The organism is Paenibacillus nanensis, from assembly GCF_003583765.1.
GTDB lineage: Bacteria > Bacillota > Bacilli > Paenibacillales > Paenibacillaceae > Pristimantibacillus > Pristimantibacillus nanensis.
Genome location: NZ_QXQA01000001.1, coordinates 634,794 through 649,452, shown reverse-complemented (window position 1 = coordinate 649,452; position 14,659 = coordinate 634,794). Strand labels below are relative to the sequence as shown.

Here is a 14,659-nt window from a genome sequence, read left to right as displayed (position 1 = left end):
TGAGAAAAATGCTGTATAATCGCAGTATTTTCTCCCCATGGTGGCGATACACGCGAAAAATGCTGCACAATTGCAGGAACTCACAAAAAAACGCGTCACCTAGCCATCGCAAGATAGCGATCGCCGGGCGGCGCGTTTTATTCCTGCTTACTTATAAAAGTTCGGCAAGTAGTCCTTGTTCGCTTCGAGCATCTCTTCGAGCAGCGTCTTCGCCACCTGCACGCTCGGCACAAGCGGATGATGCGCCATCGCCTGCAGCGCGATGCCTCTATCGCCGGTAATCGCCGCTTCAATCGTCAGCGACTCGTATGTCTTCACGGCATGAAGCAGGCCTTTGATTTGCTCCGGCACCTTCTGCAGCGGAATCGGGATCGGCCCCTGCGCCGTCACCACGCAATTGACTTCAATGCTGGCGTCCTCCGGCAGGAACGGAATAATGTTGCCGTTGCGGACGTTCAGCGTCTGAATGTCGCGCTTATCCGTATATAACGAATGCATCAGGTTGACCGCCGCTTCGGAATAATAGGCGCCGCCGCGCTGCTCCAGCTGCTTCGGCTTCTCCTTCAGGTTCACGTCCTTGTACAGCTCGAACAGCTCCGCTTCGACGCGGCTGACGATATCGGCGCGCGTGCCGTCCTTCTCCAGCGATGCCTTCATATCCGCATACATTTTATCGGTCATGTAGTAATAGCGCAAATAATAAGTCGGAATCGCGCCAAGCGAGCTAAGGAAGTCCGCATCCCAGTTAAAAGCCGTCACGTTGGATGCCGTATATTCGCGGCCGGCCCCGATCATCTCCGGCAGCTTGTCTTCCCCATTCACATATGCCGCGGTTACCCAGTGCAGATGGTTAATGCCGACGAATTCCGGCAGCACGTCCCGTTCGGTGACGCCGTATTCTTTTGCCAAAAACTTATAAAAGTTAATCGGCGAGTTGCACAGGCCCACCGATTTCACCTTGCTGTACTTCTGCACCGCTTCCGTCACGATGCCCGCTGGGTTTGTGAAATTAAGCAGCCATGCGTCCGGAGCCAGTTCTTCGATGTCTTTGCAAATGTCCAAAATAACCGGTACGGTGCGCAGCGCCTTGAACATGCCGCCCGGGCCCGTCGTCTCTTGCCCGATTACGCCGTGCTTGATCGGGATATGCTCGTCGCGTTTCCGCGCTTCCAGCAAGCCTACGCGCATTTGCGTCGTCACAAAATCAGCACCGGCAATCGCCTCGCGGCGGTTAAGCGTCAGCCGCACATCGATCGGCAGCCCTGCCTTCTCGACCATTCGCTTGGCCAGCTCGCCGACGATTTCCAGCTTATGCCGGCCTTCCTCAATATCGACGAGCCAGAGCTCGCGCACCGGCATTTCATCGTAACGTTTAATGAAGCCTTCCACAATTTCCGGGGTATATGAGGACCCTCCGCCGATAACGGCGATTTTCAGAGCTTTTTTGTTTACCATCGTTATGCCTCCCCTGTCGATTAAAAAGTGATGCTTCTTAGCGCCGCATCCGTCGCGTCGTCTATCGTAATGCCGCTGCTGTCCATGGCGCTCATAACCGCTCCGATGACGGGATCGGCGCTGAGCTTCACCACGCTGGCGTTAGGCGCGGCAGCCCCGACCGCTTCCTTAATGGCATCGATCATATGGGAAGTGCTGCCCCGCGACAATACGCTGCCGGTTAACACAACATCGAACGTCTCCTCTTGCATGCCGAGCCGCTTAATTAAAGCGTTCACCGCATTGCCGTGCTCAAGCCCCGCTTCCCTCAATATCCGGATCGCGACGGCGTCGCCCGCTCCCGCCGCCTCGAACATCAGCTTCGCCAGCTCCTTCGGCGGCCGCTTGCCGTGATCGAGCGCGTCATCGTACATCGCCTGCACAGTCGGGTATCCCATCTTCTCCGGCACAAGCTGCTCCAGAATGGAAGGAGCCTCGCGGCCTTCCCAGCTCCGGACCGCCGTTCGAAAAGCATGCACGGCAAGATCCGAGCCGGATCCAAGCCCGTCTCCGAACAAGTAACCGAAGCCGCCGTATTGCAGTTCTTCGCCCTTCACGTTGCGCGCCGCCGCGTTAAAACCGGTTCCGCTTATAATAACGGCGCCATAGGAACGCCTTGTGCCCGCCCTCATGCCGATCATCGTGTCGCAGGCGATCGCATGGCGTTCATAGCCTAATGAAGCGATCATCGGGCGCAGGATCGCATAATCCGGTTCCCGGTCCGCTCCCGCTAAGCCAAAGTAGGCAAAGGTCACGTCTTCTTTGGCCGCGCCGCCGGCTGCGAGCGCTTCGTTACATGCGGCTTCGATATGCTCCCGCGCTTTTTGAAATGCCGTTTGGTGATTACCGTTGCCGCTCATGCCTTGCCCGACAACTTTCCCCTTCTCATTCACAAGCAAAGCGTGCGTCTTGCTTCCCCCTGCATCAATTCCGAGAAATAAAATGGCCCCCACGCTCCTCTGACGCATTCTAAACTTTTTGTTTCCTAGACTCATCATAAAATAAAAAACATCGCGCCTCTAATAAAAAAGCACGATGTTCTGATACAATCTTACTGTTTTATGCGCGGAGCTCCGTCGGCAGCTTGCCGATATGCTGCTTAAATAACCGGTTAAAATTCGATAGATTACGGAAGCCGCATTCCGAGGCGATATCGATAATCTTACCGTCCGTTGTTTCAATCAGCTCGACCGCTTTGGACAAACGCAGCTGGATCAAATAGTCCATCGGCGAGGTGCCGACCACCTGCGTAAACAAGGAGCTGAATCGCGAGGCGCTGAGATGAGCGCGCTCAGCCAGCTCCTTCAGCGTCCATGAAAAATCCGGCTTTGCTTCCATCTCATGAAGGATCGTCCGGATTGTCTCCATCCCCCTCGCCCTTCGTGACCGTGCGCCCGGATCTTTTGCAAAATACCGGTTCGCATAGGCGAGGAACCGTACCAGCTGTGAGCGGATAACCGTTTCATAATGCGCTTCTCCCCGCAAATATTCCGTCCACATCTCCTCGAGCAGAGACTGGAGTTTTTTTAGCTGAGCGTTACTCCGGTCCAGCACATTATCGAAACGAACGCCCGTTTCGCGGAACGGCACAAGCAGCTCCGTATCATAGCGCTGCTCCAGCGCAAGATAAGCCGGATCAAACATTATTATTCCCATGACGAGCGACTCCGTCTCGACTGCGCGATGCAGGTCGTTGGAGTCAATCAAAACAATGTCGCCCTGCTGGAAATCATATCGATTGCCGTTTATCAAATAATAGCCGCTTCCGCGGATAATATAATTGATCTCGAGCGCCGTATGCCAATGCAGCCGCTGAAAGGTCGGACTGACGCCTTTCGTCTGCGACATCGTAATCGGAAAGCTCTGCGGCAAATGAATCTGATCCCGAATAACGGGAGGGTACAGCTTCATCGCTACCATCCTCCTGCCTGAGTAAGCTGCTGTTAGCCGTATTATAGCAGAGGTTGACGAATCGAGGGAAATTGCCTATTTTAAAGACTTGTAAAGTTCCAAATTATTCATTTCGTAATCTCAAATAATGGTTATATTAGTCCGATAAATATACAGATCATTCCTTTAAAGATATAGAGATAGGAAAGGAGTTTCTGGATTATCATGTTTAAACCTGTGGAGAACGAGTTGGAGTTGGCCATGTTTAATGGCATTTGGTCAACAGTCTGGAGAGAAAAAGGATATGAGCTGGAATTTGAGGACCGAGTGTTGGATCGATTCATCATTATGACGGAGGAGGGACATGGCGTAGGAACGTCGGAAATTAAACCATACGACGGAAAGAGCGCGATTAATAAGGTCGCCCCGTTTCATCAGCATCCGAAAGTGGTGGAAGCCGGCGGGGCCGTCGCCGAAATCGACAAGATTGCGCTGCTTCGTTCCTATCGCGGCAAAGGGTCTCTGCTTTCGTCCATTCTATCGTCCGCCGTATACTGCGCCGAAAAAAGAACGCTCCGTTATTTCGTTTCGCTGCTGGAGCCGATCTTTTTGCGTGCGCTAAAAATTACATTTAAGGTGCCGCTTGAGAGAGTCGGAGAAAAAGTATTTTATAAAGGCGATGATGTCGTTCCGGTTCTGTTCCATATGGAGGAGATGTACCGCAACAAGCAGCGTTACGATTGGCTGAGCTATCCGACAACTATACTAGAAAGAGAAAAGGTGAATGCAAGATGAGCGTCAGCTTGACGGAATTGGATAAAAGAAATAGGCTTCTTGTCAAAATCGTATGGGGGCTGCTAGCGCTTGGCATCCTGACCGACATTGCGATCGGCCTCGGGATGGAGCTGATCTTGCTGCTCGCGGGCGTAGGTGCGCTGCTCAATGGCGTCGCGACCCTTATGACATATAAACAACGCTTTAGCGGATATGTCAAATATTTGGTTCCTTGCAATTTGACGATCATCGTGGGGCTGCTTATTTTATCGGACCCGAATCCGATCGTGAGCACTTACTTTTTGGTCTATGTCAATCTCGCTATTATTACCCTTTATTCGGATTACAGACCGATTGTGGTGACAGGCATTCTGGGAGCGGCGCTCAGCACATACTTGTTCATCGATCCGTTTTACCAAGAGAGATTGTTCCCGGGAGAATCTCTTGCTTATCTATATTTATATCTGGCGTTTGCGACAATTGGGCTGGCCGTCTCCGCCCGTTTCAGCCAGCGGCTGCAGAAGGAAGTGGACGAGAGCTCGCGCGAAGCGCTTGCGTCGAAGGAGCTATCCGAGGAGCTGATTTCGCAGTTGAGAAATTCGATCGCCGTGCTGACGGAATTCAGTAAGGAGCAGCAGGAGCATGTCCGCTCCACAGGCACGATTTCCAAGGAAGTGACGGTGACGTTCAGCGAGATGACGGCGGCGATCGAAAAACAGACTAGCAGCGTGTTTACGATCAACGACTCCGCCCGCCTGATCGGCGAAGAACTGCATCATTTGCAGGAAAACGCCGCGCAGCTAAGAAGCTTCTCCGAGCAAAACGTCCAGTTGTCCGATGAAAGCAAAGCCCAATTGGATAAGTTATCGAGTGAAATGGAAGGGCTGCGGCAGATGATCGCGGGCACCGTGTCCATGATGGAATCGCTGAAGCATCAAAATGAGCAAGTAACCAATATCGTGGATACGATTAGCGACATCGCCGAACAAACGAACCTGTTGGCGCTGAACGCGGCGATTGAAGCCGCGCGCGCCGGCGAGCATGGAAGAGGCTTTGCGGTCGTGTCGGGCGAGGTTCGTAAGCTGGCCGATCATTCCCGCCGTTCAACCGACGAGATCAATGCCATCCTGTCGGCGGTGAGGACCCAAATCGATGATGTGTATCAGTTTGTCGAGCAGGGCCAGGAGACGGTGATCAGAAGCAGCGAGGCCTCCCGTGAGGCGAAGAACCGCTTTGAACATATGAACGATAACGCCAAACGGGCAGGAAGCATGGCCATTCAGGTCGGAGAAGCGTCGGACGAGCTTCATCAGCGTTACAACTCGCTGGCGTTTGAAATCGACGGCATCGCGGCGACGACCCAACAAAACATGGCATCGGTTGAAGAGGTTCTCGCAAGCATGGAAATGCAGCATCAGAAAATCGCCAAGATGGTCGAGGAATATACACGTCTGGATGAGCTTGTGTCGGGATTAAAGAGAATGTCTGAGGGCAAGGTAAGATAGAGTAACATTCGAATAGAGGATAGAAACAGACTCCCGTTTATTTGCCTGTTCTTAAACGGGAGTGTTCATTTTAGACTTTTTAATTTTCACTCAGTAACCTCTTTGAGTCGTTTAACCACAAATAAATATCAGCCTTACATTGAATTACTTCCTCATCGCTCCCTTAATCAATTTCTCCGCTTTATAATCCTTCTTGATTTCTTGTAGCACACCACGATTCACTTCGCTCCAGGACTCTAAAATCATCCTTGGCTCCGATTCAATTTTATTTTTGATCGCTTGTATATTTCCTAGTTTAAACGATTTAATTATTCCGATTAAATCGTTTCGGTCTAACAATTTAACATGATTAACACCCGCTAATGTTTCACATGCTTCCGTAAACTTGGCCGATGAAATAACAATCGCTTTTTTTGCCTTATAGTATCTCATACAGGAGTAAACCTCTTGCACAGCGCTTATCCCGACCGGATCCGTATATCGCTTTGCCTGTACGACATTCCTAACACCCTCGCTGTCCGTAAAAACAATGTCAGCCCCAAAGTCTCTTGCACCAACCGTTTTATATACCCCTTCGTACCCTAATTCAAGAAACAGACGGTACAAATACATTTCAAACTCGGTACCGTCTTCCATTTTATCGATAGCCTCAATATCAATATCCTTTAAATCATATTCCTCTCGAAAAACTGTACGGATTGTGTGCCTTTTTCGTTTCGTAACTGCGACTAGTCCAATAACAACAAGAATTACAGCAACGGCAATTGATAAAACAACAGCTAGAATCGAAATCAATAACAAACCTCCTAATTTGCAAAATCCTTTTTTACATAGCATTTTATCGTCATAATTTGGAAGCTCATGAAGACCTAAGTACAAAATATTATAAGGTGACGCCGGAAAATGTGGAGTAGAAAAATAACCGGCTCTGAGATATCAGAACCGGTCCTTGGTATAGAGATTATGGCGTAATATCAACCAATGCCTGAACTTGTTCGGCCGTTAAGGCCTTGTCATAGATTTGAAGCTCATCTACTTTTCCTTTAAACGGAGTGTCCCAGTAATTGACGCCGAACGCGAATGCGCCGTCCTCCGTCGTGAATACGTTCGGGAAGGCTGTCCCGCTATGCTTTTCAACTCCGTTCATGTAAATCTTCAATACGCCGTTATTCACCGTAAACGCGATATGCACCCATTCTTTGGTGTTGATCTGCGTGCCCGTCGTCCCGTCGTACCAAGCCGTACCCGACCACAGCATCGTTTGATTGCCGACCGCTCCTCTTGGAGTGAAGCTGATCCAGCTATCGGCGCTTCTCGCGCCGAAGAAAGAAGGCGTATATTGGGACGCCACATCCAAATAGAGCGCCATCGATACCGTATAGTTGTTTGTTGAGATTAAGCCATCCGGAAGCCTAATACCTGATGCGCCATCCAACACGGCTGCTTGGCCGTTCACCCCATCTGTATACGTGATGGCGCCGCCGGTATTGTCAATCCTCGTGCCCGTTGCGATACCTGCGCCGAACAATGCCGTCGAATTGTTCAAGTCCCCGTCGAACTTGTAATAAGCAACGGGCCCATCGGCCACTTGAAGCGTGTAGCTTGCCGTCACACCGCTCGCGTCTAACGCCGTTGCCGTAATCATTGTCGTTCCCGCTCCAATTCCGGTTACGAGCCCTGTCACCGGGTCGACCATTGCGACCGACTCATCCGCCGAGCTCCAAGCAATAGCTCGATTGGCGGCATCGACCGGATAGACGCTAACCGCAGGCGGAGCAAGCGTATTGCCTATGGACAACTTCTTATCGTTATAGCCAATTTGAATGCTTTCAACAAGCTTATTGGGATCAACGACCATATCCGTAACCTGTTGAGCCGACAAGATTCCGTCATAAATACGCAAATCATCGATTAGTCCGTCATAAGGCGTGTCCCACCAGTTTACGCCTAATGCAAAAAGCGCATCGGATGCCGCGGCAAAGGTGTTCGGGTAATTCGTACCGGTAAACCTTAACTCCCCGTTCACGTACAATTTGACAAGTCCGTATTCCACGGTAAGGGCAACGTGACTCCACTCGCCAGGTTTAATCGTCATGCCTGAAGGCGCATCGTAGTAAGCATCGCTGTGGAACCAGGCCATCGTGCTGCCGGCAGGTCCTTGCGGCTGGATGCTCACCCAATTGTCCGTATCTCTGCCGCCAAAAAAGGCCGCTGTAAAGTTCGTCAGCGCATCGGGCTTCAACCATAACGAGACCGAGTATTCGCTGGTATTGGAAATTAGTCCATCCGGTAACCGTACGCCTGACGCTCCGTCAAACTCGGCCGCTTTCCCGTATTTTCCGCTGGCATAGGTTATCGTTCCGCCTGTGTTATTTATCCGGTTGCCCGTAATCGTTCCATCCGCATAATTTCCTTCCGAATCGCTCAAGCTGTCTTCAAACTCGAATTTGGCTTGCAGCTCCGCCGATTTCGAAGGCAGAACCGTTACCGTTATGTCTTTCGACCGTGAAATATCGCCCTTCGTAACCGTTGCTGTGAGCACAACCGAAACCGGTTCGCCGGTCTCCGGCCGAGTTACTGTACCCGTATCGGTAATGACATCCGGGTTGGATGTCTGCCATGCGATTCGGGAATGTCTTGTTCCTTGGACTGGAAGCGTCAATGAGGATACGACATTCCCCCATTGAAGAGCCGGATCATTCAAAACATCCGTAACGATTTCCAAATCCGTGCGATCCAGGAGCTTGCTTCCCCATACGGAAGCTCCTTCTGTCGACATTGCTGTAAATGTCATCGTATAGCGAGCCGAAGTCGGATCCCATTGCCTTACAAACACCCCGTTGTACGTTTCGCCGTAAATGGTGATACCCGCATAGCTGTCGCCCGATTTCTCCCATGTGCCGGTCACGTCGCCGGAAATCGTCAAGTCCTCGTTCAGACGGATAAATAGCGATTCGCGAATCGCTGCCGCATTATCCTGCTCATGCTTAATGAGTTTGTACTCGCCGACGAGCTCCGAAACATGAACCTTGCTGAGCGTTTCTCCCGTATAGCGATAAGGGGCTGCCACCGGCCAGCCGTCCTTATTCATAAACATTTGATGGACCCGCACCTCATGCAGCTCGCCTTCGTTCGGAAAGCGCGTATGAAAAATGTTGAATAATTTGCCGGAATCATCATACAGCACGGAGTTGTGACCAGGCGAAACGTAACCGACGCCGTTTCCGCTGCCCGGGTCTCCAAGCTCTCTTTTGAATAAATAGTTGGACATCAGTTTATTTCCATAAGTAACGTTGGACGTGCCTTCATTAGGGAACACTGGACTTTTTCCTTCGGCATCCACATACGGCCCGTCCGGATTTTCCGACCTGAACGTTCTCATATTGTAGCCGCCGGTTGAAGTTAAGCCACCGTAGGTTTCATACAAGTAATAATAATCCGTGTCCTTGTCATAAACGATATAGGGCCCTTCGCCGGATTGATGGAAGCCGCCGGCAATTTTGGTGCCGAAATATCGGTCGATGATTCTGCCGTCCTCCGTCATTCCGTCCTGTCCCGGGTAGATCGGCTTGCCGGTCGCCTCATCCACTTCATAGACAAAAAGACCTCCCGACCAAGAACCGTAAACCAACCACTGATTTCCCTCTTTATCGTGGAACACTGTCGGATCAATGGCGTTCGGATAAACGTCATTGTTATAGCCGCCGGCATCTGTAAACCATCCAGGATTTGCGCCAGCGGATATCAACTCGTCAATATGCGTATTCGTCCATATTTTATTCACGTCGCTGTTGCTGTCATAAGCTTCATCCTTTGTAAATCCCGAATAGATGAGCGTATCCACATACTTGTAGGGGCCCTCGATGTTTGGGGAAACCGCGAGTCCGATAGCTGACCGGATATAGGTCGACGAAACGCTGTAATACATCAAGTAGGCGCCCTTTGTGCCGTCCTCGTTTACGTAATCCTTGTTCCACAGCACATCCGGAGCCCAAACCGCGAATCCGCCTTTGCTGTCGGCGTCATCCTCGCCCGCCCAAGCAAACGATTCAGCCAGATTTGCGGACAAGTCTCCAAAAATTTTATTGTTCGCCGCCGCGTACCCGTTCGTGAAGCTAGTCCAGTTCATCAGATCCGCCGACTTTGCAGCCTCAATGTGGGAACCGAACACATAATATAATCCCGATTTAGGATCCTTTTCGATCGACGGGTCATGAACCGATACGTCCGTAAAGGTTGGAGCCTGCGGCCCGGCAGGTGTTGTTGGCGTCGATGGCGATGGGGACGACGCGGCAGGCTGCTCCGCAAACACCGGCTTCTCCTTCGAGTCCGGATTCACCGTTACGTTGCCTTTACCGGTTACCGTCATCTCCGCATTCGCAAGCAAGTCCTTGACCGCTGCCGCCTCCTCCACATGCAGGCTGATCTTCTGATTGGCTAACAGTTTATGAATGATCCCTTTCAGCAGCTTCACTTCCGGCTCCGTCAAGGAACGAACCTCAACATGGCCGAAGTGGCCCGAAAATGCAACGACGGCATCCTCCGCCATGCTCTCGTCAAGCACAACATTTTCGAATGCTGTCCCGTCTGCGGTCGATTCCAGCTTCGCGCCGGAGAGGACGAATACCCGCTGAACGCTCGTCGATCCGCTTACAACGATACGAATTTTTCCGTCTTTTTTATCGACAATCAATTCCGCAATTGTGGAGTCGACAATATGAATCGAGTTCTCCCCGCCCCCTGCCGCTCTCACCTTGCCCTTCACGACCACGTTCTCAAGTGTAACGTCACCCTCGCCGATCCCTGCAGTCAGGTATAGATCGCCTTCGACGGTCGCGTCCTTAAGCACAACACCTTCGCGATTGATGACGACATTTTTAGCCGATAATCCCTCGTATGTACCCGGTTGATTCAAAATCTCGCCGGAAATGTTGTTCATTATACGGATGGCTTCAGCTCTCGTGATGGTGTTGTCAGCCTTAAAAGTACGGTCGGGGTAACCGCTTACAAAACCCTGATGAATTAATGCGCGTACAGCGTTTTTACTCCAGTCCGCCAGCGACTCCACGTCGCTTAAATGCTGAACGGCCTCGGCAGAAGGTTCAAGCTGATAAGCATTCGTCAAAATAACGGCCGCCTCTTGACGCGTAACCGCTTGATCCGGCCTGATCGTGCCGTCTCCATAGCCTTTGACGTAGCCGGCTGCAATCGCTTTTTGCAATTCGGCATAATAGGGATGATTCTTCTTCAGGTCTACATAGTCGGTCTCTTCGGCAGAAGTATTGTTAAAAACTCGATTCAGCAAAACGATAAACTCCGCTCTCGTAATCGCCTGATTCGGTTTAAAGCTGCCATCCCCGTAACCGGCAACCAAGCCTTTCTTATACCATTTCAAAATGTCTTGCTCTGCCCAATGTCCCGAGATGTCCGTGCCGCTCGCTCCCGACGCACCGGCGAATCCTGCCGGCAGCATCAGCATGACAGCAAGAACCAGGCTAACCAGACGCGCAAGTTTGTTATTCAACACCTTCTATCGCCTCCTTGAAATAGTTGGACCGATACTTTTACTCGCTTCCAGAATAAAAATTTTCATAGACCGCCCCCTTCGATTAGTTAACAAACAAATGTGTTTATTAATATAAATATTAGTTATTATATATCGCCAACAAACCAGATAGATAATGAGTTATAGAGTCATTTTATAACATTAATAATTTAATTAAGTAACCGATAAATATATTAACTAATATATAATTAGATCTTCTTTCCAGTCAATGCTTTCGTACAAATTTCGTCCAAAACATTCAAGCCGCATTAAGCTTTTTGCAACTAGATCGCATGTAGATGTGTTTTGTATAGGAAAGGGAAATCGATATCGACCAAGGAGGCTTTTATGTCAGCAAGAAATTTTAAATGGTTAGGCGGGTTTGTTATTTTAGCGGGGGTCGTCCTAGGTATTTTATACGGTCATTTATCCATTAGCGACTTCATTACGTTCACATGTTGGATTAGCGGGGGTGCTTTGGGGGTGGCGATACTTGCCATATCGAAGGCTCTTCAACGCCTTGACGCGATCGAGCAGCGGTTAAAGCACATATCCTCTGTACCGAATGGCGGAGAAGATGACGAATGACGCAAATGTGAGGCCGCCTGCAATTTCTAAAAAACGCTGTCATGTCTCCAATTGTTTCCAGTTCTGAAAAACGTAGCCGATCATAAGGATATACTGTCGATTTTATTTTAGGAGGAATCCTGATGGCCGATGCCTTTGTTGTACGTTCGCTTGATGAAGTGCGCTTCTGGTCCCGTATCATGAAGGAGCACTCCTTGTTTTTAAAGCTGGGGTTTCGGTGCGAGGATACGCAGCTGATTCAAGAGGCAAACAACTTCTATTCCCTATTCGAACAAATTGAAGGAAGAGCAAATGCTTTTTCCGAGAACACCGACCCTCGGCAGATTATAGTTTTTAATACGGAGGTGCATACTGCCGCCTCCCATATTTGGGCTTTCAAAAGAAAAGTGCTCGGATTAATTCTGACATGCAAGCTTCCGGGAGCCAATAACTTTCCGCTCTTGGTTGATCATGTGAGCAGGGAGGCGAATTACTTCCGAAACCGGCTAGCCGATCTGAATAACGGGAAGCTGGAGCCGATTGCCGATGCTATCATCGATGAGAATGTGTTTTTCTTAAAAATCATGGCGGACCATGCCAAATTTATTAGTCACTTGCTTGACCCTTCCGAGCGCAAGCTTGTGGAGCAGGCACGGGATTTCAGCCATGATTTCGATACGCTGCTCTGGCAGGCGCAAGACTTGAGCTCGATGCGGCCTCAGTCTCAAACGCAGCCGTTACTTACCCAATTTCTTGACCAAAATCGCGTATCGGTCGTCAGCCTTCGCGATTTCAAAAAGACCGCGCGCGAACTAATTGAGGCTTGCCGAATCAAGAGCATTATTCATCCTCTCCTCGCCGATCACGTATTCCGGGAGGCGGAGCGCTTCTTGGAGATCATCGACATGTTCGAGCGGCATTTGCAAGGCGATCGTTCTTATAATATAAATGATTTGCACTAGAAAAAACTCCCTTCCATTTGTTCAAATGCGCAAATGTGAGGGAGTTTATTCACATACTAGTACGTTTATTAATTTAATCCTGGCTATGTCTGCTCTTTTTAAAACACTCCGTTCAAGCAAAATAACTATAGATATTCACTCTCCCATGCACACACCAGCTGCATAAAAAACTCTCTTCAATCTGCCGAACTTCGCAGATCAAAGAGAGTATTTTTTTACTCATTTATTGGTTCTCTAACCTATTCCCACTCGATTGTAGCAGGCGGCTTCGATGTTACGTCGTAGACGATACGGTTGACGTTGTCTACTTCGTTAACGATACGAACGGAGATTTTCTCCAGCACGTCCCAAGGGATGCGCGCCCAGTCGGCGGTCATGCCGTCGATGGAAGTGACGGCGCGGATGCCTACCGTGTAGGAGTACGTGCGGGCGTCACCCATGACCCCTACGCTCTTCATGTTAGGCAGCGCGGTGAAGTATTGCCAAATTTCGCGGTCAAGGCCGGCTTTGGCGATTTCTTCGCGAAGAATCGCGTCGGACTCGCGTACGATGTGCAGCTTCTCTTCGGTTACTTCGCCAAGCACGCGGATCGCAAGACCCGGACCTGGGAATGGCTGACGCCATACGATGGCTGCGGGCAGGCCGCACTCTTCGCCCACTTTGCGGACTTCGTCCTTGAACAGCGCCTTCAGCGGTTCAACGAGCTTGAACTTAATGTCTTCCGGCAAGCCGCCAACGTTATGATGCGACTTGATCGTTTGAGCTGTAGCTGTGCCGCTCTCTACGATATCCGTGTACAGAGTGCCTTGCGCCAGGAATTCGAAATCGTCGAGCTTGTCCGATTCTTCCTGGAACACATAGATAAATTCGTTGCCGATGATCTTCCGTTTTTGCTCCGGATCGTCGACGCCCTTCAGCTTGCCGAGGAAACGGTCCTTCGCGTCGATCTTAAGCACCTTCATATCGAACTTGCCGACAAAAGTGTCCATAACGCTTTCGGCTTCGCCTTTGCGGAGGAGGCCGTGATCAATAAACATACAAGTCAACTGGTCGCCAATCGCTTTGTGCAGCAGGATGGCAACAACGGAGGAATCTACGCCGCCGGACAGAGCGCATAGTACCTTTTTGTCGCCGACTTGCTCGCGGATTTCGCGGATGGTGTCATCGATGAACGTCTCCATCGACCAGTTGCCTTCGCATTTACAGATATTGTACAGGAAGTTGCGGATCATTTCGTTGCCGTATGTGGAGTGGCGTACCTCCGGATGGAATTGTACCGCGTACAGGCCGCGCTCCGGATGGCTCATGCCTGCGATCGGCGCATGCTCCGTGCTTGCGTCAATGCGGAAGCCCGCCGGCGGCTCGATGACGAGATCGCTGTGGCTCATCCATACCGTCTGGACACGATCCAGACCGTGAACGATATGGCTGCCTTCCGTAAATTCCACTTCAGCCTTGCCGTACTCGCGTTTGCCCGCGCGCTCAACCTTGCCGCTAAGCTGATGGGACATCATTTGCATGCCGTAGCAAATACCGAAGATCGGCACGTTCAAATCATAAATTGCCGGGTCAACAAGCGGTGCATTCTCCTCGTATACGCTAGCCGGTCCTCCCGAGAACACGATGCCTTTCGGCTGCAATTCACGGATCCGTTCTACCGGCGTGTTAAAAGGCAGCAGTTCGCTGTAAACGCCCAAATCGCGGATGCGGCGTGCGATCAGCTGGTTGTACTGTCCTCCGAAATCAAGGACAACGATAATTTCGTTTTGCTTCGTCATTTCCGAGCCTCCCTCAATTGATGTAGTAATTATATATAAGCGGCTTTAAGCGAGTCAAGGCAAAGAGGACCCTCTCGCGCGCAATCGAGTAAGCTTATGTGTAAAAAGGATGGGTATGCTCTGTGGGGCAGGCAGTTGCTTGCT

9 protein-coding genes are annotated in these 14,659 nt (G+C 50.5%); 3 read left to right on the top strand and 6 right to left on the bottom strand.

Annotated elements, in window-relative coordinates; genetic code table 11:
• Positions 1-147: 147 nt before the first annotated feature.
• From D3P08_RS02720 to D3P08_RS02710, 3 genes are all read right to left on the bottom strand, one after another.
• Complete coding sequence (locus D3P08_RS02720) at positions 148-1,455, bottom strand: 6-phospho-beta-glucosidase (protein ID WP_119597865.1); 1,308 nt, start codon at positions 1,453-1,455, stop codon at positions 148-150.
• 20 nt (positions 1,456-1,475) lie between these two features.
• On the bottom strand, positions 1,476-2,447 hold the full coding sequence (locus tag D3P08_RS02715; RefSeq protein WP_338068698.1) for an N-acetylglucosamine kinase: 972 nt from the start codon (positions 2,445-2,447) through the stop codon (positions 1,476-1,478).
• A 106-nt stretch (positions 2,448-2,553) separates the two neighbouring features.
• Positions 2,554-3,405, bottom strand: a complete 852-nt coding sequence (locus tag D3P08_RS02710) for an AraC family transcriptional regulator (protein WP_119597863.1) — start codon at positions 3,403-3,405, stop codon at positions 2,554-2,556.
• 204 nt (positions 3,406-3,609) lie between these two features.
• Between D3P08_RS02710 and D3P08_RS02705 the strand changes: the two genes are divergently transcribed.
• Complete coding sequence (locus tag D3P08_RS02705; RefSeq protein ID WP_119597862.1) at positions 3,610-4,179, top strand: hypothetical protein; 570 nt, start codon at positions 3,610-3,612, stop codon at positions 4,177-4,179.
• Complete coding sequence (locus D3P08_RS02700) at positions 4,176-5,663, top strand: methyl-accepting chemotaxis protein (RefSeq protein ID WP_119597861.1); 1,488 nt, start codon at positions 4,176-4,178, stop codon at positions 5,661-5,663. Before D3P08_RS02705 ends, D3P08_RS02700 begins: the two co-directional genes overlap by 4 nt.
• A gap of 144 nt (positions 5,664-5,807) precedes the next feature.
• Here D3P08_RS02700 and D3P08_RS02695 read toward each other — a convergent pair whose 3' ends face one another.
• Positions 5,808-6,458, bottom strand: coding sequence for a restriction endonuclease (locus D3P08_RS02695; RefSeq protein ID WP_420819005.1), 651 nt, complete (start codon positions 6,456-6,458; stop codon positions 5,808-5,810).
• 166 nt (positions 6,459-6,624) lie between these two features.
• Positions 6,625-11,190 carry a LamG-like jellyroll fold domain-containing protein gene (locus D3P08_RS02690; protein WP_119597859.1) on the bottom strand — a complete coding sequence of 1,522 codons (4,566 nt, stop codon included), beginning with the start codon at positions 11,188-11,190 and terminating at the stop codon, positions 6,625-6,627.
• A gap of 728 nt (positions 11,191-11,918) precedes the next feature.
• On the opposite strand from D3P08_RS02690, the gene D3P08_RS02680 reads away from it, so the two are divergent.
• Complete coding sequence (locus D3P08_RS02680) at positions 11,919-12,737, top strand: DUF2935 domain-containing protein (RefSeq protein ID WP_206098908.1); 819 nt, start codon at positions 11,919-11,921, stop codon at positions 12,735-12,737.
• A 239-nt stretch (positions 12,738-12,976) separates the two neighbouring features.
• Here the strand turns inward: D3P08_RS02680 and guaA are convergent, their stop codons facing one another.
• Positions 12,977-14,515, bottom strand: a complete 1,539-nt coding sequence (guaA, locus tag D3P08_RS02675) for a glutamine-hydrolyzing GMP synthase (protein ID WP_119597856.1) — start codon at positions 14,513-14,515, stop codon at positions 12,977-12,979.
• Positions 14,516-14,659: the final 144 nt, after the last annotated feature.

What these genes read in the sequence shown, in the direction of transcription:
- D3P08_RS02720 (WP_119597865.1), bottom strand. Translation starts at nt 1,455, where the DNA reads ATGGTAAACAAAAAAGCTCTGAAAATCGCCGTTATCGGCGGAGGGTCC.
- D3P08_RS02710 (WP_119597863.1), bottom strand. Translation starts at nt 3,405, where the DNA reads ATGAAGCTGTACCCTCCCGTTATTCGGGATCAGATTCATTTGCCGCAG.
- D3P08_RS02705 (WP_119597862.1), top strand. Translation starts at nt 3,610, where the DNA reads ATGTTTAAACCTGTGGAGAACGAGTTGGAGTTGGCCATGTTTAATGGC.
- D3P08_RS02700 (WP_119597861.1), top strand. Translation starts at nt 4,176, where the DNA reads ATGAGCGTCAGCTTGACGGAATTGGATAAAAGAAATAGGCTTCTTGTC.
- D3P08_RS02680 (WP_206098908.1), top strand. Translation starts at nt 11,919, where the DNA reads ATGGCCGATGCCTTTGTTGTACGTTCGCTTGATGAAGTGCGCTTCTGG.
- guaA (WP_119597856.1), bottom strand. Translation starts at nt 14,515, where the DNA reads ATGACGAAGCAAAACGAAATTATCGTTGTCCTTGATTTCGGAGGACAG.